We start from the raw sequence: 20245 nt of genomic DNA on the forward strand, positions 1-20245 counted from the left end.
TATTTCTATCGCGATTTATCAGGCTGAGGATCTCGAAGCCTTCCCCTCCACCCGTCATGCTGAACTTGTTTCAGCACCCCACATGCTGAGTATATAATGCAATCCGTTTTCCATTAGGAAAGGGTTGTATGTGACATGAATCGTTAGTGGGTGTCACTTTCTTTTTTCCGCAAAAAGAAAGTAACCAAAGAAAAACTCGTGGTTGCTTTATTTTCTGTTAAAAGTCAGTGCTTAGGCAAGTGTTGTGCTTCCCGAAAATCATGAGGCCACAATAATTAACGTATGTTAAGATAGCGGTAGATTCGGATTGAAACTCAATTATAAACTTGTCATTGCGAGGTACGAAGCAATCTCGTCGTAACCCTGTTCGAAATCCATAACTACCAGTTTGCTTCGTACCTCAATGAACTCTTATTAGAAGAGCAGTATCGAAGAAGTGTTCAATTTCAATGGCCTATTATTATATTAGTGCGATTTACTCTCATTAATAAGAGCTTTGATTAATAAAGAAAATAGATTTATTATTACTCCACCTAAAATTTATGGATGGAGCATTATTGCTTTTTTACTTTTTGTAATTGTACTTATTCCAATGTTGAGCGCAGGTCATCCAGGAGGAGAACAAGTTCCTCTTACACTGTTGTCCCATGCGATTAATTGTTTAATAATATGCCTTCTGATAATCAGTATTGTAACCACCTTTGTTTTTTGGCAATGGTTTAAAAAAAGGTGGTATGTAAATGTGGGTGTGTTTATAATAATAAGTTATCTATTAATACAAGTTTACTTAATTAATGGGCAGAACTTAAATTCTATTCTCCCCTAAAACCCGAAATACCCCTTCGCATTATTATAACAGATATCCTGCACCAATTTTCCTGTCCATTCAAAATCCGCAGGTAATTCACCGTTTTCTATGTCTTCGCCGAAGAGGCCGCAAAGCAGGCGGCGGAAATATTCATGGCGAGGGTATGAAAGGAAACTGCGCGAATCGGTAAGCATACCTACCATGCGACTTACAAGGCCAAGGTTTGATAGTGCATTAAGCTGGCGAATCATGCCATCTTTTTGGTCCATAAACCACCAGGCCGAACCAAATTGAACCTTGCCCGCAATGGTGCCATCGTTAAAGTTTCCAATCATGGCGGCCATCATTTCGTTGTCGGCCGGGTTAAGGTTGTATATAATGGTTTTGGCTAGTTGATCATTACTGTCCAGTTTATCAAGGAAACGCGATAATGCGCGGCCCTGACTAAAATCGCCGATAGAATCAAATCCCGTATCCGGCCCAATAGTGCGGAAGGCACGGCTGCTGTTGTTGCGTAACGCGCCCAAATGATACTGTTGCACCCAGCCTTTTTCGTGATCCCACAACGCAAATTCGAATAGCATGGCCGATTTAAACTTGGAGATTTCCAGCGGTAGCAGCGCATGGTTGTTTCTTATTTTCTTAAATATCGGCCTGATCTCTTCTTCGGTATAATCATCAGCGTAAATGCATTCGAGGCCATGGTCGGATACGGAACAGCCGTTAGCGGCAAAGTAGTCATGGCGTTGTTTTAAGGCTTGCAAGTAAGCATCGTAATCGTCGATGGTAGCATTAACTACAACGGCCAGTTTATCTATATAGCTATTCAATGCGCCTATGTCATCTGCATTCATAGCCTTATCCGGGCGGAACGATGGCAGAATCTTCACCCCAAAACCATCTTGTTTAATCTGCTGGTGAAACTCCAGGTTATCCAAAGGATCGTCGGTAGTACCAACGGCTTCCACGTTCATTTTGGTAAGCAGGCTGCGTACACTGTACTCCGGTATTTGCAGCTTGGCGGTGCAATCATCATAAACCTTTTTTGCGGTTGAAGGGCTAAGCAGATCATTGATGCCGAAATAGCGTTGTAACTCCAGATGAGTCCAATGATATAGCGGGTTGCGCATGGTGTAAGGCACGGTAGCCGCCCATTGTTCAAATTTCTCGTAGTCGCTTTTATTGCCGGTAATGTAGGCTTCGTTTACACCGTTGGCACGCAATGCACGCCATTTGTAATGATCGCCGTAAAGCCAAACTTGGGTAAGATTGTCAAATTGTTTGTTGTGAGCAATCTGATCTGGCGGCAGGTGGCAATGGTAATCTATGATAGGCATTTGCTTAGCATAGTCGTGGTATAAGCGTTCGGCCGACTTATTCGGCAGCAAAAAATTGTCGTCTAAGAAATTCTTCATAATTGGTTTTGCGTAGGCAACACAAATAAATGGTAATAAAAATAAGGATACTAATAACCAATGTAAAAATGATGCAATTATCTACGAAAACGTTTGCAGAAAAATATGGAATGATATGATCAAGGTATTCTTTGCTCTTCGTACTTAAAGTTTGTTTAACACAAATAGTATTGTAAGTAAACATTGCAGCCGGGTACGTGTATATAACTAAATAATTAAACGCAATTGCTACATTGAACTATCAGCCCTCATTCGAAGTATTTTTTGGATGCTCTTTTGTCCGCTGGTTGATAACATCGCTTCAATAATTAAAAATTACATGCTGAAAAAATTAATACATATTGAAAGGAAAAAAAAGTTAACCTGTGGTGTTACAGTCATAGCCGCATGTGTGGTATTGGCATTATTGTCGTGCCAGCAACGGGTGCCGTATCTAAGCCCGGCCGGTTACGATCTTAATAAGCCCCAAACAGATTATCTGCCAGATAATCTCGAAGAAGTTTCGGGCATAGCCTTTAATAAAGGAAACCCCGATTTGCTTTATGCAGAAGAAGATGAAAATGGCCGCGTTTATTACATGAAGTTTGGCGATAAAAAAGCCAAGTTTTCGAGCTTTAAGAAAACAGGCGACTTTGAAGATATTGCTATTGCCGGCGACCAGGTTATAATGTTGCAGAGCAAGGGAAGGTTGTTCACTTTCCCTATAAGTGAGGTTGCCAACCCTAAAATTGACGACTCGAAAGTTCAGGAGTTTGGCGACATGCTGCCTAAAGGTGAGTTTGAAGGTTTATATGCAGACGAAGCCAGCAAACAGGTGTATGTATTGTGCAAGCATTGCGATATAGACAAAACCACCAAGCAAACCAGCGGCTTTATTTTTAACCTTAGCGACGATGGCAAGCTTACCCGCGGCGATAAATTCGAGATTAACGTAAGGCATATTGCCAACCAGGTTAAAGATCCGAAAGTAAATTTCCGACCGTCGGCATTGGCGCAAAACCCGAAGAGCAAAAATTGGTTTGTGCTGTCGTCGGTAAATAAGCTGCTGGTAATCCTGAACCCGCAATGGAAAGTGCTGCAGGTATTCCACCTCAATCCATCAACTTTCCCGCAACCCGAGGGGATAGCTTTTGATAACCAAAACAACTTATACATCTCTAACGAAGGTGATAAAATAGAAACCGGCACTGTGCTCAAATTTAAGTACATGGGCAAATAAGGTTTTTGCATTTATCTATCCTAACCTATGAAGAAACTTTTATGCTGCTTATTGTTGCTGGCTCCCTGCGTGTTAAAAGCGCAGCAAAACGTTGTGCAACGGCTTATTTATATTGGCGATGCGGGCGAAGCCGATAAGCAACAAGGTGGGGTACTAACCCATGCACAGGCAAAAATTATCCCCGGCAAAACTACCGTGTTTTATTTAGGGGACAATATTTATCCAACCGGGATGGGTTTACCGGGCAGTAAAGAAGAGAAAGAAACTGAGGGAATCTTACAATCGCAATATCAGCCGATGCGGGCTAAAGGTGCGCCGGTTTACTTTATACCCGGCAACCACGACTGGGACCGGATGGGGCCGAACGGACTGGCCAAAATGAAACGCCAGTGGGAGTACATCAGCGAGCAAAAAGATTCGTTATTGAAAGTGCTTCCGGCCAATGGATGCCCCGGCCCAACCGAAATTAAGATCAACGATAGCTTAGTGGTTATTGCTTTCGACTCCGAATGGTGGGTTTACATCTACAGTAAAGAAAACCCCGATGCTGATTGCGATTGCAAAACCGAAGACGAAATTACCGCACGTATGCGAGAAATATTGAACCGCAATCGCGATAAGGTAATTATGCTGGCAGACCACCACCCATTCTGGTCGTACGGACACCATGGCGGGTATTACGATATTCTGGATTACTTTTTCCCACTTACCTCTGTAAAACAGAACTTATATATCCCGGTGCCGATATTAGGCGCATTTTATCCTTTATTACGTAGCACGTTTTCGGTAACGGAAGATCAGGGGCACCCGTTATACAAGGCCATGATCAACAAGATAGACAAGGTATTTGAAGACTATCCCAACGTGATCCATGTTTCGGGGCACGAACATGGCTTGCAATTTATCAAAGACCACGAGCAGATCCAGGTGGTAAGCGGCTCGGGCGCTAAAGAAGCTTATGTTAAGAAAGGTAAATACGCACTATATGCGCAAACCAAGCCAGGTTTTGTAACTGCAGATTTGCTAGTGGACAAGAGCATTAAGTTTACCTACTACGCCGGAACAGATACCATTTTTAAGGAGGTTTTTACCTATACCAAACCGTATAAAGTTGCAGCACCATTGGCTGTAAGTACCAGTAAACCTGTAACTGCCGACAGTATTGTGGTGAAAGCCCGCCCGGAGTATGATCAGGTAAGCAACTTGCACCGCAAATTATATGGCGAAAACTACCGCAAAGAGTGGGCTGCGCCGGTAAAATTACCGGTTATTAAAGTGAGCAGTTACAAAGGTGGACTAACACCCATACAATATGGTACGGTACATCAAACCCGTTCGCTTAGGCTGCGTGATGCATCGGGAAAAGAGTGGACTTTGAGCAGTATCGAAAAATACCCGGAGATCTTATTGCCAACCGCCCGTCGGGAAACCTACGCCAAATCGTGGCTTACCGATGCCATGTCGGCGCAGCATCCTTATGCATCTATGATGGTGCCTGTACTGGCAGACGCGGTTAAGGTAGGGCATACCAATCCGGTTATCGGCTGGGTATCGCCGGATAGGAAACTGGGGTTTTATGAAAAGGATTTCGCCGGTACTATTTGCCTTCTCGAAGAAACTAACCCGGGTCAAAAATCGGATAATACAGGTTTGATGACACGGAAGTTGAATAAGGACAATGCCAACCGTGTTGATACGCTGGAGTTTTATCGCGCACGTTTGCTGGACTGGTTTATTGGCGACTGGGATCAGCAGCAAGATCAATGGCGCTGGACGGACATTCAGCGTGGTAAGAATAAGTATTATAAGGCTGTACCCCGTAATCGCGAAGCAGCTTTCTTTATTAACGAAGGACTGATACCCGCAATGGCTGCCAGCAAATGGATGTCGCCTTACTTAAAAGGTTATAAGGCTAAAAAAGATAACATCAACGATTTTTATTACCAGGGGCACGAGTTAGACGCGCGCTTTTTATCAGGCATTAGTTACGATACCTGGATACAAACTGCCAAGCAATTTGCAGCATCGCTAACGGATTCGGTTCTTAATACCTCGCTGCACAAATTACCTAAGATTGCGTATGATCTGAGGCATAAAGAATTGCTAAAACTAATGCAACGCCGCCGCGACCATTTAGTTGAAGCTGCCGATACCTACTACCGATTTTTTAACCGGATAGTTGATATTAAGGCTACCGACGTTGACGAGCTCTTCATTATTAAAGATACTACAGGCAATAACGTGCGCGTATCGGTTTACCGCCGAACGCCTGAGGGAGGTGTTAGCTATGCATTGTTCTCCAAAATTTTCGATCATACTGTTACTAAAGAATTGCGCATTTACGCCAGTAAAGGGCAAGACAGCGTTTCGATAGATGACCAATCTGCTAAAATTAAAGTGCGGGTAGTCGGCGGCAAGGGTAAAAAGAGCTATCATGTTATAAGCGCCAATGAACATACCAAAGTATATGACAAACAAAGCAATGCGGTATTCAGCGGGCCTGCTGCAGAGACAGCCAAAATAAGCAAACATTTTTCTGACGATTCTACTACGGTTGGCTACATCCCGGTTAATCTTTTTAATACTACCATACCACAACTATCAACCGGTTATAATCCCGACGATGGCTTTTGGCTTCAGGGAGGCATAAAGTTTATCCGTAATGGCTTCCGTAAATCGCCGGGGAGTACGCAGGAAATAAACTTTATGCACGGCTTCGGCAACAATGCCAATCGTTTACGCTACACGGGCGAATGGTTTAATGCGCTGGGTAAAGCTGATCTCGAGTTGCAGGCGCGGGTTTATACCCCCGAGGTGATCAATTATTTCGGTCAGGGGAATAATACGCCTTTTATTAAGGATAGCGGTTACCATACCTATTACCGGGCAAAGTTCGATCTCATTGGTTTCGATGCTTATGCACGATTCCATAATAAAACAGGCTCAGAAAATGTTCGCATCGGCCCAACAGTACAGTATTATCACTTCGAGGGCGATGACAAAAACAGGCTGATCTATAATTCATCGCTCATTAATAATTACGATGCCGGGGCTATTGATAAAGATAAGCTGCATGCCGGTGTTAATATCATTTATACTGACGATAAACGGAGCAGCCCCATTTTGCCGATCTGGGGCTTGTACCTGGGTATTAAAATGCAGGGTATGGCGGGTTTAAATAAATACTCGAGCTCGTACTTCCAGGTTATACCCGAGCTGCAATTGTATAAGAGTGTTACGGCTAATTCATCGCTGGTTGTTATTGATAAAATGGGTGGCGGTTTAACATTTGGCAATGTGCCGTTTTATCAGTCTGTGTTTTTGGGTGGGCCAGATAATATGCCTGGGTTCCGTCAATATCGTTTTGCAGGCGAGCAGATGTTTTACAATAACCTATCGGCACGGGTTAAACTCAATAATTTGAGCCCCTATATTTTGCCGGGGCAATACGGTGTAACGGCAACCTATGGGCTGGGGCGTGTTTGGGGAAATGATATTGCATCAAAGGTTTGGCATAATAGTGTGGCGGCCGGTGTTTATTTTGCGCCCGCAGGTTTGGCGCTGTTAGAATTGCAAACCGGATACTCCAAAGACGGCTGGTATCCTTATCTTACATTAAAACTTAAAATCTATTAATCCCGTTAGTAAGTATTAGGAGTTAATAATGCAGGTAAACGTATTTAACATAGATAAAAAATTAAAAGCAGAGTCGCTTATCGATGCTGTCTTTTCTTTTCATGTGTTTGCCGAAGATCTTAAACGGCGTATCAATACCGAAAAAACCATCAAAGGTGAGTTTTATAAAATGGTGTTGAGTAAGATAGAAGAGTATCCCGAACTGAGCAATCCTATCCCAGTTGAAGATGCGGCCAAATATCAGCATGTACTGGAAATGGTATATGCGGTATTATCGCCGGCTATTGCCGATGAAACCGAATATCTATGGGGTATAGGCATGCCTGTGCCGGGAGATATGATCTACGGAACCGATGCCTTTCAGCAGTTTATTGCAGGTTATAATTCCGATCCAAAAACTATCCTCAATCAGGGGTCTACGGCATTTCTTAAGCGCGTGCAGGAATATTTGTACAGGCTTATCCTTAAAAAAGTTTACAAGTTTTCGCCTGATATAAACAGCGATAGTATCTATACACAAGAGAACAACGAGAGCGGCTTGGAGCGATATTTTAAGATCCACGTGGATACTACTTATGCCGAGATCAAAGCCAAACAAGAACTGCCTGAATTAAACGCCGGACTGATAGAAGAGTTTTTACAGGTAGGAACCGGTGGCGAAGTTTTGGAAGATATTTTGCCATTGAGCATGTTTAGGGTAGAGGGTTTCGCGGTAATTACTGTAGAAGATATTACAGCCCAGCAATCTATAGAGAATATCAGGCTGGCATTGGTTAATAACTTCACAGATCAGAATGAACTTTTTGAGAGCGTTACGCACTCGCTGCAAACGCTTATCGGTAATAACGCAATTGAATTCGGCCTGTTGCCCTTCTTGAAAGTAAACGGCAAGCTGGTTTATGATACCGAGGAGTGCTTTACCAGCGTGCTGATTAATGCCTACTCCAAAGAAAAGGTATCGGAAGAGTTGTATAATCAACTAACCGCAGATTATATTAAAGACCCCAAGGCAGTATTTTACAACGAAATAGATAAAGACAAATCTAAGGAGAGCGTTTATTTGGCCGCTTTACATAAGGTAGGCATTGTTTCTTATGCCGTGCTTCCTGTTTATTTTAACAGAAAGGTAGCCGGTGTAATGGAAATTTACTCCAAAAAATCGGTGATCCATTTCGAAGAGTTATTGTCTAAGCTGGAAATTGCCGTGCCGCTACTGTCGCAATTGTTGCATAACAGCATCGAGAAGTTTAACGAGCGAATAGAGGAGGTGATTAAGGATAAATTTACAACGCTGCAGCATGCTGTAGAATGGAAATTTAATGAAGTAGCGTGGAACTACATTCGCGAGCAACGCGATGATGAGGACACCGTCGAAATAAAAACTGTGGGCTTTAAAGATGTCGACCCGCTGTATGGTGCTGTCGATATCCGCAATTCTACAAACGAACGTAACCTGGCCTTGCAGAATGATTTAAAGGCCACATTGCAAAAGTTATCAGATACCATTAACGCTATACAGAAACACAAAGCTGCTGCCTTTAAACCCGAAATATTGGTGCAATGCGATACGTGGCTCAGGCAGGTTAGCGAAGAAATTACAGATACCGACGAGGCAAGTATTAAAGCTTTCTTAGAGTCGGAGGTTTATAGCGTTTTTGATGTACTAAAAGCTGAAGTACCTGAAACAACAGCATTAATTGAAGAATATTTTGAAACGACTGATGAGCTTTCAGGCGATGGCTTTGCGGCTCGCCGTGAGTTGGAAATTTCCATCGGGATGATCAATACTGCACTCAATAATTACTTCGAAAAGGCACACCCCAAACTCCAGAAGATCTACCCATGCTATTTCGAAAAATTCCGCACAGATGGTGTGGAGTATGACATTTACACGGGCCAGTCGTTGGCACCAGATAAACCTTTTGATGATAACAAGCTTGGAGCATTTCGCCAGTGGCAATTAAAATCGATGATCGATATTGTGCAGATCACCGGCAAGCTAACCACCAGGATGAAATGCAAGCTGCAAACCACGCAACTTATTTTTGTGCATTCGGGGCCAATAGATATTTGTTTCCGAAAAGACGAGCGCCGGTTTGACGTGGAAGGTGTTTATAATATCCGCTACGAGGTGATCAAGAAGCGCATTGATAAAGTGCTGATCAAAGATACCGATGAGCGCCTAACCCAACCCGGCAAAATAGCCCTCGTTTACTTTACCCAGGCCGAAGCCGACGAGTTTATGAACTATATTAAAGAGTTTCAGGATAAGAAGCTGCTTGCCGCTGATATCGAACAACTCGACCTCGAAGAACTGCAGGGCGTAACCGGTTTAAAGGCTATCAGGGTAACGGTTGAAGAAAAAGTTAATTAGTGCAGGGAAATTAAACGTAAAAGACACGATACTTTGTGTCTCGTTTTAATCTTCTACCTTTTAAATAGGCATCCCGCCACATCGCTCAGTCAACTTCATAATTACCTGTTGTTACAAAAACGCTGCACCATGTGATAATATTTTATAAAGTACATTATGCGCAGCACAAATATTAACAATTAGTGTTATTGTAGTAATTTGCTTAAAAAAACTACTTATCCTTAAAGCCTTTAGCCCCTGCATGCATCTTTTTACTTACATTAAAAAAATCACCTTTACTTTAATCACGTTGCTGTTTGGCAGCTTGGCGGCCTATTCGCAAACTATAAAAGGCGATAGTATAACAATTGCCGTAGAGCCCAGTTATAACGATGTGTCCGGCGCACATCGAACCCTGTTTGGCGAAAACTACCGAACCCTATGGGCCACGCCGGTAACCATGAAGGTATTTTACCTGGAAAAAGAGAATGGGCTTAGAGTAATAGAGCAGGGTGGTGGCAAACAAACCCGTTCGCTCAAACTAAAGGACAAAGAGGGGCACGACTGGGCGCTTCGTACGGTTCAAAAATACCCCGACCGCGCGCTGCCACCTAACCTGCGTAAAACCATTGTTAAAGATATTTTACAAGACGAGGTGTCCACCTCACACCCTTTTTCGGCGTTAATAGTACCGCCATTGGCCGAGGCGCTGGGCATCCCGCATTCTAACCCGCAGATTGTTTACGTGGCAGATGATCCGGCATTGGGTAAGTTTCGGAAGGAGTATGCCAACCATGTTTTTTTATTTGAAGAGCGCGACCCGCTGGACGTAGACAAATCTGACAATAGTGAAAAAGCTGAAAAGAAATTAGAGGCTGATAATGACAATCGCGTAGAACAGAAGCTGGTTTTGAGGGCCCGTTTGCTTGATATTATTATGGGCGACTGGGACCGCCACGAAGATCAGTGGCGCTGGGTGCATGATAAGGGCGATACCGGCATTGTTTACACACCAATACCGCGCGACAGGGATAAGGTGTTTTATACAACATCGGGTATTTTCCCCTGGGTATTGGCGCACCAGTTTCTGAAATCGCAGTTACAACCCTACCGTAGCGATATCCGCGATGTACCGGGATGGAATTTTAATGCCCGTTACTTCGACCGTTATTTTTTAACGCAACTGAGTGAGGATGATTGGAAAGAGCAGATTGCCGACGTGCAAAAGCTATTGACCGATAGCTTGATAGAAAGTGCTATGAAACGCATGCCGCCGGTTATCTACAAAATGTCGGCCGCGCAACTGATCACTGCGCTAAAGGGTCGCCGGGATAACCTCAGCAAAATTGCCTTAACCTACTATAATTTTCTGGCCGACCATGTAGATATACCCGCAACAGATAAGCAGGAGCTGTTTACCGTAAACGAACAGGCCGGAGGAAAGGTAGAGGTAACCATTAACAAAATTAAGAAGAGCGGCGACACTGCCCAGGTTATCTATCATCGCATATTCGACCCAACGGTTACCAAAGAGATCAGGCTTTATGGCATGGGTGGCAAGGATATTTTTAATGTAGGCGGAACTGAAGCTTCACCCATTAAAATACGCATGATTGGTGGCGATGGGGTGGATAGTTTTTACGTAGCCCCAAAACTCAATGCCCACCAGGATCTGTATGTTTACGATCGCTCGGACCAGAAAAATATGCTGCCTTCGGGCGCAGACGCGAAGATCCGCACATCAACCGATACTTCGGTAAATTATTTCGACCGTACTGCCTTTAAGTATAACAACACATCACCAATAGTACTTGCTAACTACAGTACAGACGAAGGCATTATCCTAATTGGCGGTATGCTTTTCGAAAAGCAGGGTTTCCGTAAAGAGCCTTATCGTTATCATCAAACTATATTGGCGGGCTACTCGCTGGGCAGGGAGTCGTTGTCATTTAGTTATAATGGCGATTTTAAAAAGGCCATCGGCAATAACGATCTTTTTATCAATGTGCTTTCGCGCGGTCCGCATAATGTTGCCAACTTCTTCGGTATAGGCAACAACACCCAGTTTAAAAAAGATGATGACCACGGAATTGAGTATTACCGAAACCACTACAATACTATCAATTTAGACGGCCGCTTGTATCATAACTATCAAAACAGCTGGCAGGTAAATTACGGTTTGGTGGGCCAGGTTTATTACAGCCCGCAGTCGCAAAATACAGGGCATTTTTTAGATGAATATAATCAGCAAAATCCTGGCGAAAAGGTTTACAATGCCCGCGCCTACGCCGGCGTAATAGGTGGTTTAAGATATGACACCCGCGATAATATTATAAACCCGGCCAGCGGTGTATACTGGAATACGGATGTTTTTACTGCAACCGGGCTGGTTAACAGCCACAGCACCTACGCGCAGGTACTCACAGAATTTAATACCTATTTTAATCCCGATAAAGATTCGGTGCTGATAGTAGCTAACCGTGTAGGCGGTGGAACCATAATAGGCCATGCCGAGTATTTTCAACAAATGCGTTTAGGTGGCCCTCGCAACCTAAGAGGCTTTCACACCAACCGCTTCACCGGCCATACTATGGCCTACGATAACTTCGAACTCCGCTTAAAGCTGTTTAACTTCAACTCGTATCTTTTCCCCGGTACGGTGGGTATGGTGGGTTTTAACGATGTTGGCCGTGTTTGGGTTCCCGGTGAATCTTCAGACGAGTGGCACTGGGGCTACGGTGGCGGTTTCTACATTATACCTGCCCGTGTAATAATTTTCCAGGCGGCGTTGGGTTGGTCTAAAGATGGTATGCTGACTTATTTGAATTTTGGGTTTAGATTTTAAGGATGATTCTGGCGCTAGATTAGCTGGCAAGACTTTGTTGTGTTAATTTGTAAACCTATCTTCGGAAATGACAATTACCAAAAGAAAATTTTTGGGGTAGCGATTGGTAACTCAATAAGCTAGCAATAAATGAATCAATTTGAACGGGATGTAAAAGGCAAACTATTAAGTTTATCAGAAAAACAAAGGAGTGTCTTCGCGTTCCTAACGGTTGATAAACTTTACCCTCATTATGTTGTCTTTCAAGAAAAATATGATTGGGGAGATAGCGACCTACTGTTTCACGGAATTGAATTAATTTATAATTATATAGTCGATGATCTTGATCTATCTAATGTAGAGATTGAGGACATGATATCGCGAGTAGATGATATTATTCCTGACATGGATAACTTCGGCAGCGCCTTATCATCGTTTGCATTAAACGCATCTACAGGGGTTCAATGTGCATTGAGATATTTGATAGATAATAATATCGAACATATTACCGACATTGTTTCTTTTACATTGGATACAGTTGATCTTTTTATTCAAGATAAAGAGAACCATAATACGTTAGACCCAAGCCGCGATATTCAGATAGAACACGACAGCTTTATGATTCAAGAGCAACGAAGAGAGTTAGAGATTATTGAGAAACTTTCAACTTTACAAACTGATTTGATCACGAAAGAGTTAATTACCAGCCTTAGAAGTAACATACCTATAATAGATTTATCGTTATTGTCAGATGCGGGTTTTTGACGGGTTGATCTAAATATCCCATCGCTGGCGCGAGCGTGCCACCAACCTGGCGCAAGTATTCAGCGTTAGGTTGCGGGCTGAGTACTTGTGCCTTTACCAAACTATCCGCTCCACGCTCCAATAATCGAAGCTTCCTTACTCCGCACAAAGTCAAAACTCAACACTTGGCTCGGTAATTTTTCTTTACTTTGCCAAGCCGCCAAACATCACCACATGAACCGTATTGATCGCATTTCTGCCATACTTATCCAACTGCAATCGCGCAAAACGGTAAAGGCAAGCGACATTGCCGACCGGTTCAGTATCAGCCTGCGCACTGTTTACCGAGATATTAAAACCCTCGAAGAGGCAGGTATCCCGATCATCGGTGAGGCTGGGGTGGGGTATTCGTTAGTGGATGGTTATCGTTTACCCCCGGTAATGTTTACCCGCGACGAAGCAGCCGCTTTTTTAACTGCCGAAAAACTTGTAGAAAAACTGACCGACTCGGCCAACAGCGAAATCTACCGCTCGGCCATGTACAAAATAAAGGCAGTGTTGCGCAGTACCGATAAGGACTATTTAGAAACGATTGATAACCATATCGAGATTCTTAAGTCGCGCACCCATCAGGAGATCAGAGATATTAATCCGCTGCAAAATATCCTGCAAAGTATAGCTGAGAAACGGGTGTTATCCATGTGCTACAAAGCCGCCTACAAAGAAGATGCAATCACACGCGAGATAGAACCCGTAGGGGTGTTTTATTTAGATAGCAACTGGCACCTCATAGCTTTTTGCAGGCTTCGGGTCGACTACCGCGATTTCCGTTTCGACCGTATGGAAAACCTGGAAGTTACCAGTCAGCACTTTACTAAAAAGCATGCCCCGCTGCAAACCCACCTCGAAAATCTATATAAAGGAACAGACCTGGTTAATATCGTTATTCGCATTAAGAGGGATTCTGCTGCCTACGTTGGTCAACAGAAATATTATCATGGTTTTGTATCTGAGAAAATAAAAGGCGATGAGGTGGAAATGCAGTTCCTTACGCCCTATATAGAGGGATTTACCCGCTGGTTTATGATGTACGCGGATAGGGCGAAAATTATAGAACCAACGCGGGTAAAAGACAAGCTGAAGCAAATGATTGATAAAATTTCGGAAAATATTTAGATCACCCTAAACCTGCTGACATAGGGCTGTCACTGTCCCAGAGTTAATTTGTAGTGTTAACCAAAAACAACACTACTATGTCACTGATTGAAATTTTTTCGAAAGAACTGGAGCACGAAGCACAAACCACCCGCAAAATGCTGGAACGCGTGCCCGAAGATAAATTTGGCTGGCAACCGCACCAAAAAAGCATGACCATGCAAAGGCTCGCCACTCATATATCCGATTTGCCAAACTGGATTACCATGGCGCTTACTACCGATGAGCTTGATTTTGATAACAATAACTGGCAAGAGCCGGTGGTGAATAACTATGCCCAATTATTGGCTAACCTGGAGCTAGCCATTGCCAGCGGAAAAGGTAGCCTGGCAAAAGGCAAGGAAGAAACCCTGGACGAGCCCTGGGTATTGCGGCAAGGAGAAAAGATCTACTCTACCTCTACCAAGGGCGAAGTGATCCGTATGGCATTAAATCAAATTGTTCATCACCGTGCGCAGTTAGGCGTATATCTGCGTCTTTTGGATATACCTATCCCCGGCAGCTACGGCCCAAGTGCAGACGAGCATGATTTCGCATAAAAACTTGGTAATACAGGTGGTGGTATACTGCCTGTATTATCTCTACGAGATATCGCGGATGATAGGGCATCTGGTGGCTTAGCGTAGAAAGCGATAAACCGTCATGCCGAACTTGTTTCGGCACCCCACGGGCCAAGTGTCAAACCTGCATAGCTTTAACTCTGCTTATGGGGTGCCGAAACAAGTTCGGCATGACGTAAAAGATAGACTACAAAACCTCCAAAACCTCATACCCCATACCGTTAACCTCAAACTTATCCCCAGCCTTTTTGCCTTTCAGCTTAGCGCCAATGGGCGAAGCTGTGGATACTGCAAAATAATTCTCATTGTCGACGGTAATGGTGCCTGCACTAACCGAGAGGTAAAAATTGCCTTTGTTGGTAACTACAATGCTACCCGCATCGGCTACTGAAGATGCCCCTGCGGTACTGATTGCATTTAGGGCTACCATTAACTTATTAGCCTCATTTAGTGCAGCCATATTGCGGTTTATTTCCTGCTGCATCATCGCGCGGCCGGTTTCGTATTTATCACCGGCACTGCTTTTGGTTTCTTGCTGCTGGCCTTGCTGGGCTTCGTCAATAGCTTGTTGGGCGTTGCCAATGCGGATATTAATATAATTGGCACACTGCTGATGCAGCAGTTGCTTCAAATTGTTCATGGCAGCTAAGTTAGGAAAAAGGTTATGGCTTGGTTACATCGCCAATTCATGGCCTTCACGCGGGTCTTCGGGCAATATCTCCATCTCGGGGAAGTGGATATAGTTAGCATACCATTGTATGGCCGAAACTACATCGAGGGCATCATCCGGGGTTATATTAATGGTTTCAAATGCATACAGTTTATCTTTGGCATAACCGTACAATTGAATTTCGTTTATATCTGGTGCGAAATTCTCATTGCTCACGCAAAATACCTTTACCCGTAGTTCAGTGTCGCGAGAGTGGATAACATCTCTGCAGGGATCTTTCGGATCGGTTGCCAATAAGAATACATTATGATCCATAGTATTTCTTAACAATATATAAGTGAGAAGGTTTAAACTTTATGGTGGTAATAGCGGCCTGTAAATTAAATTACGGAGCCACAGGTTTTTTGCTCAATGCTTTTTGTCCAAATTTAACGAGGTCCTTAGCCCCGATATAACCCACTGTACCCAAAACGGGTGTACCCGAAGCATCAAAAATAATCAGCGTTGGGTAAGCCCGCATTCCCCATTCCGAAGCAAGTGCGGGTCCTTGGCCTTTTTCCATGTCGATGGCCACATTAACAAAGTTTTTGTTGAAAAATTCAGCAGCGTCTTTGTCTTTAAACGTAGTTGATTTTAGCATTTTGCATGGGCCGCACCAGGTGGCGTAAGCGTCAACAAAAATATATTTATGCTGAAGCGAGGCTTGTTTAAGGGCTTCGGTCCAGGAGTTTTCGATAAAATTGATCTTGGTTTCCGCAGCTACGGTAGCGCGGTCCGAACCTTTGAACGAAAAGAATAGTACCGCCGAACCTACCAATACCGTTGTAAGCAACGCTCCAAATATTTTACGCATCATATTTATTTTGATATAAAAATAGCACATATCTGCCAATAAGGTGATACGTGCTATTATAATTAAAGGTTACCCTTTATTTAACGTTGTTGCGGATGTTGTTCGGGCTGACGTTGCGGGCGCTGTTGTTGCTGTTGTTGTTGACGCTGCATCTGCTGCTGGCGTTGTTGCGCCTGTTGCTGCTGCATTTGTTGTTGTCTTTGCTGCTCTTGCTGCTGACGTTGTTGCGCCTGCTGTTGTTGTCTTTGCTGCTCTTGCTGCTGACGTTGTTGCGCCTGCTGCTGTTGCCTTTGTTGATCCTGTTGCTGACGTTGCTGCTGCATTTGTTGTTGTCTTTGCTGCTCTTGCTGCTGACGTTGTTGCGCCTGCTGCTGTTGTCTTTGCTGCTCTTGCTGCTGGCGTTGTTGCGCCTGCTGCTGTTGTCTTTGCTGCTCTTGCTGCTGGCGTTGTTGCGCCTGCTGCTGTTGTCTTTGCTGCTCTTGCTGCTGGCGTTGTTGAGCCTGCTGCTGTTGCCTTTGCTGGTCTTGCTGCTGACGTTGTTGCGCCTGCTGTTGTTGTCTCTGCTGATCTTGATGCTGGCGTTGTTGAGCCTGTTGCTGTTGCCTTTGCTGGTCTTGCTGCTGGCGTTGTTGAGCCTGTTGCTGTTGCCTTTGTTGGTCTTGCTGCTGGCGTTGTTGAGCCTGCTGCTGTTGCCTTTGCTGGTCTTGCTGCTGGCGTTGTTGCGTCTGTTGCTGTTGTCTTTGCTGATCTTGCTGCTGATCACGCTGAGGGCGGCCATTTATAGTTGGCTGACCTGCATTGGGTTGATTCGGAACGTTAGGCCGGTTTGCCTGTTGTGAGCCACCATTGGGTCTATTAGGCTCATTGGGCCTGTTGTTAACTTTTACATAACCACGGTTTGCAGCATCATTGCTTCGTGCTGCTGCCGCCAGTTGTGCAGCGTTATTATGGTTAACATTACCGTGGCTACCTATTCTGGCATCGGGGTGTGCGGTTCGGTATGCGTTAGCATCTACCACTCGACTTGGGCGTGCATCGTTTTGACGATTAACCGCTGGACGATATATATTTACGGTATTATTATTAACATGCGGCATACCCGGTCTTTCGGCATTATTAATGCGGTATACCTCCGGTGCGCGGTGCGTATAACGTTGGATATCCTCCCTGCGCGGGCCGGCCACATATCTGCGGTTATTGTTTACATACACATTATTAATAATGGTAGTCTGATGTATATAGGTTACCACACGGGTGCGCGGTACGTAATAGTCATGTATCCGCGGGCTATTAATGTAGGCGTAAGGTGCAAATACCCAATAGTTATCGGGTGCGTTGTAGCTACCGAATGATACATCGATATTAATACCAGGGCTCAAAGGTGCCCAGCCATAATAGCCACCACCGCTGCGCCAGTTAACCCAAGCCGGTCCCCATTCATAACCGGGTATCCATTCCCAACCGTAATAGTCGTCGAAACGCCAGCGGCCGTAATGGAAAGGTGCCCAGCCCCAATCATAGTCAGATACCCAGGTGTTGCCATAGTCGGTTAATACCCAGTGGCCACCACTACCATAAGGCCTAAAATCTGGGCCTGCATCCGGCACCCATACGTTGCCGTAATTAGGGTCATCTACCCAGGTTCCGTAGGGTTGTAATTCATCGTAAAAAGTTTGGAAAGAAATGCTGGCACTCACTTGTGCCTGGCTTTTATTAGGCATTGCCCATATAAGGGCAAATAGCATTAAGCACTGGCATATATGTTTTTTTAAGGATTTCATAATTAGTTTCGTTACGCCGTCTAACCGGTTTATACCAAATTCGACTGCAATAACACACAAGCGTTTAATGGCAAAAATTGTTTGTCGATTTTTAATTCATTCTTGTGGGCGAAACAAAAATTAAGTCGGATGTTTGTATAATTTTGTAATTAAATAATTTCTTCAATTATAACTGATTGCTATGCATAAAGTAAACATCCCAAGACTTGACCTTAACACTTATATTAACGGTACAGAAGGAGAACGTAAACGTTTTTCGGACGAAATAGGCAAGGCTTTTAACGAAACCGGTTTTGTAACCATTACCAATCACGGGCTTAGCAAAGAGCTTATAGATAAATTATACGAGCAGGTGAAAGAACTATTTGCCCTGCCCGAAGATGTTAAACTAAAGTACGAGAAACCCGAATTGGCAGGCCAGCGTGGTTATACCAGCAAAGGCAAAGAAACCGCTAAAGGCTTTAAAGTACCCGACCTGAAAGAGTTTTGGCAAATTGGCCAGACTGTTACAGATGGCGACCCGGTACAATTCGAATATCCACAAAACGTACATGTAGAAGAGTTAACGGAGTTTAACGCTGTAACCAGCGAGGTTTATCAACGCTTAGAAGCAGCCGGTAAGCACTTGCTACAAGCAATAGCTGTTTACTTAGGTTTAGATGAGCATTATTTTGATGCCAACGTACATAATGGTAACTCAATTTTACGTACACTGCATTACTTCCCGATAGAAGATCCGGATGCTTTGGCTCCTGATGCGGTGCGCGCCGGTGCCCACGAGGATATCAACCTGATTACATTACTTATCGGTGCCAGTGCAGATGGACTAGAGCTGTTTACCCGCGAAAATGAATGGTTCCCGGTTAAAGCGCATGGCGAAGATGTAGTAGTAAATGTGGGCGATATGCTGCAACGTTTAACTAATGGTAAACTAAAATCAACCACCCATCGCGTGGTTAACCCACCGCGCGAAATGATGAAATATTCGCGTTTTTCGGTGCCATTCTTCCTGCACCCAAAATCAACTATGGATTTAACCAGCTTGCCGTCAACCATTGATGCCGAGCATCCAAAACAATTCTCGGACATGACAGCCGGCGAATACCTCGATGAGCGTTTAAGAGAAATAGGTTTGAAAAAATAAATTTTAGAGTCAAGAATCGAGACGATAATAAGAAAGCCATTCAATTTGAATGGCTTTCTTATTATATAAAACTGAATTTTTTGTCATTCAGAGCGCCAGCGAAGAATCTTCTAAAATCTGCAGGGCCGCATTTCTAGGGATAAGATTCTTCGCTGGCGCTCTGAATGACAGTTATATAGTTTCCCCAAAACATTAATAAATTAGCTACTGTTGTAACCGCATATATGATCCCGAAAAGCAGAAGCCGTATTATCACCGTCGTACTCACCCTAATTTGCGTGGGTTTTTTGGCGCTGAGTTTGTTTGTTAAGCTCGACCCTACCAACACTTTCGATACACGTTTCTCTAAAGAAGTACAAGAACATCAAAATCCGATGCTCGATGTGGCTATGGAGGTAATCAGTTGGTTTGGTTATTCACCCGGATCTATCATCATGGTTGCTTTGGGGGCTTTGGCATTTTTGCTGATGAAGTATAAGCGTGAAGCGGCGTTTATGTTGCTCACTGCATTATCTGGCGTGGTAAGTACTATCATCAAGATTATTATCAATAGGCCACGGCCGGCTGAGCCATTGGTGCATGTGTTTAAGAAAGCAGCTCAGCAAAGTTTCCCTAGCGGGCACGTGATGTTTTATGTGGTTTACTTTGGCTTCTTAACTATACTTATGGTTCAATTAAAAGAAATACCTAAAGCCATCAGAATTATAGTCGGAATAATCTCAGTATTCCTCATCTTTTCAATACCATTTTCGCGTATTTATTTAGGCGCACATTGGTTTACGGATGTATTAGGAGGAGCGTTAGTAGGAACGCTTTGCCTGTATACACTGAGTTATTTTTACGAAAAGAAAGCGACTAAAGCCTACGAAAACGAATAGGCCCCCCGACCCCCTAAAGGGGGAGGATGACCTTATTTTATGATAATAAGAAAGCCCTTCGAAAATTTTCAAAGGGCTTTCTTATGTTATGTCTTGATTCTTGTCTCTCGATTCTTGACTCTATTCCTCCCCCTTTAGGGGGGCG

At 43.9% G+C, this 20245-nt stretch carries 14 protein-coding genes; 9 read left to right on the forward strand and 5 right to left on the reverse strand.

The genetic code is table 11. The annotated features are described in order from the left end of the window. Positions 1–822 precede the first annotated feature (822 nt). Entirely contained in the window at positions 823–2223 is a 1401-nt protein-coding gene (uxaC, locus tag GSY63_RS05235) for a glucuronate isomerase (RefSeq protein ID WP_166584769.1), read from the reverse strand. A gap of 319 nt (positions 2224–2542) precedes the next feature. Here uxaC and GSY63_RS05240 point away from each other — a divergent pair, with 319 nt between their 5' ends. The 7 genes from GSY63_RS05240 (at position 2543) to GSY63_RS05270 (ending at position 14753) form a co-directional block, all read left to right on the forward strand. Further along, positions 2543–3442: an SdiA-regulated domain-containing protein gene (locus tag GSY63_RS05240; protein ID WP_166584770.1), complete on the forward strand. Its 900-nt coding sequence runs from the start codon at positions 2543–2545 to the stop codon at positions 3440–3442. Positions 3443–3469: 27 nt separating this feature from the next. Beyond that, the gene (locus GSY63_RS05245) at positions 3470–7078 is read left to right on the forward strand and encodes a metallophosphoesterase (protein WP_166584771.1); all 3609 of its coding nucleotides are present in this window, start codon (positions 3470–3472) and stop codon (positions 7076–7078) included. A 28-nt stretch (positions 7079–7106) separates the two neighbouring features. Then, positions 7107–9452 (forward strand): GAF domain-containing protein, encoded by a 2346-nt coding sequence (locus GSY63_RS05250; protein ID WP_166584772.1) that lies wholly within the window; start codon positions 7107–7109, stop codon positions 9450–9452. A 241-nt stretch (positions 9453–9693) separates the two neighbouring features. Continuing rightward, positions 9694–12276 carry a BamA/TamA family outer membrane protein gene (locus GSY63_RS05255; protein ID WP_166584773.1) on the forward strand — a complete coding sequence of 861 codons (2583 nt, stop codon included), beginning with the start codon at positions 9694–9696 and terminating at the stop codon, positions 12274–12276. Positions 12277–12405: 129 nt separating this feature from the next. Then, entirely contained in the window at positions 12406–13020 is a 615-nt protein-coding gene (locus GSY63_RS05260) for a DUF416 family protein (protein ID WP_166584774.1), read from the forward strand. A 213-nt stretch (positions 13021–13233) separates the two neighbouring features. Then, positions 13234–14175: a helix-turn-helix transcriptional regulator gene (locus GSY63_RS05265; RefSeq protein ID WP_166584775.1), complete on the forward strand. Its 942-nt coding sequence runs from the start codon at positions 13234–13236 to the stop codon at positions 14173–14175. A gap of 77 nt (positions 14176–14252) precedes the next feature. Continuing rightward, a complete protein-coding gene (locus tag GSY63_RS05270; protein WP_166584776.1) occupies positions 14253–14753 on the forward strand; it encodes a DinB family protein in 501 nt (166 codons plus the stop codon). A 208-nt stretch (positions 14754–14961) separates the two neighbouring features. Here the strand turns inward: GSY63_RS05270 and GSY63_RS05275 are convergent, their stop codons facing one another. From GSY63_RS05275 to GSY63_RS05290, 4 genes are all read right to left on the reverse strand, one after another. Next, on the reverse strand, positions 14962–15414 hold the full coding sequence (locus GSY63_RS05275; protein ID WP_166584777.1) for a GreA/GreB family elongation factor: 453 nt from the start codon (positions 15412–15414) through the stop codon (positions 14962–14964). Positions 15415–15447: 33 nt separating this feature from the next. Continuing rightward, a complete protein-coding gene (locus GSY63_RS05280; RefSeq protein WP_166584778.1) occupies positions 15448–15759 on the reverse strand; it encodes a hypothetical protein in 312 nt (103 codons plus the stop codon). A gap of 70 nt (positions 15760–15829) precedes the next feature. Further along, positions 15830–16300, reverse strand: a complete 471-nt coding sequence (locus GSY63_RS05285) for a thioredoxin family protein (RefSeq protein WP_243749156.1) — start codon at positions 16298–16300, stop codon at positions 15830–15832. 77 nt (positions 16301–16377) lie between these two features. Then, on the reverse strand, positions 16378–18078 hold the full coding sequence (locus GSY63_RS05290) for a DUF6600 domain-containing protein (protein WP_208094466.1): 1701 nt from the start codon (positions 18076–18078) through the stop codon (positions 16378–16380). 181 nt (positions 18079–18259) lie between these two features. Between GSY63_RS05290 and GSY63_RS05295 the strand changes: the two genes are divergently transcribed. Further along, positions 18260–19222, forward strand: a complete 963-nt coding sequence (locus GSY63_RS05295; RefSeq protein ID WP_166584780.1) for an isopenicillin N synthase family dioxygenase — start codon at positions 18260–18262, stop codon at positions 19220–19222. A 224-nt stretch (positions 19223–19446) separates the two neighbouring features. Beyond that, positions 19447–20100, forward strand: a complete 654-nt coding sequence (locus tag GSY63_RS05300) for a phosphatase PAP2 family protein (RefSeq protein WP_166584781.1) — start codon at positions 19447–19449, stop codon at positions 20098–20100. Positions 20101–20245 lie beyond the last annotated feature (145 nt).

The sequence above is a fragment of the Mucilaginibacter agri genome (assembly GCF_009928685.1).
Lineage (GTDB): Bacteria > Bacteroidota > Bacteroidia > Sphingobacteriales > Sphingobacteriaceae > Mucilaginibacter > Mucilaginibacter agri.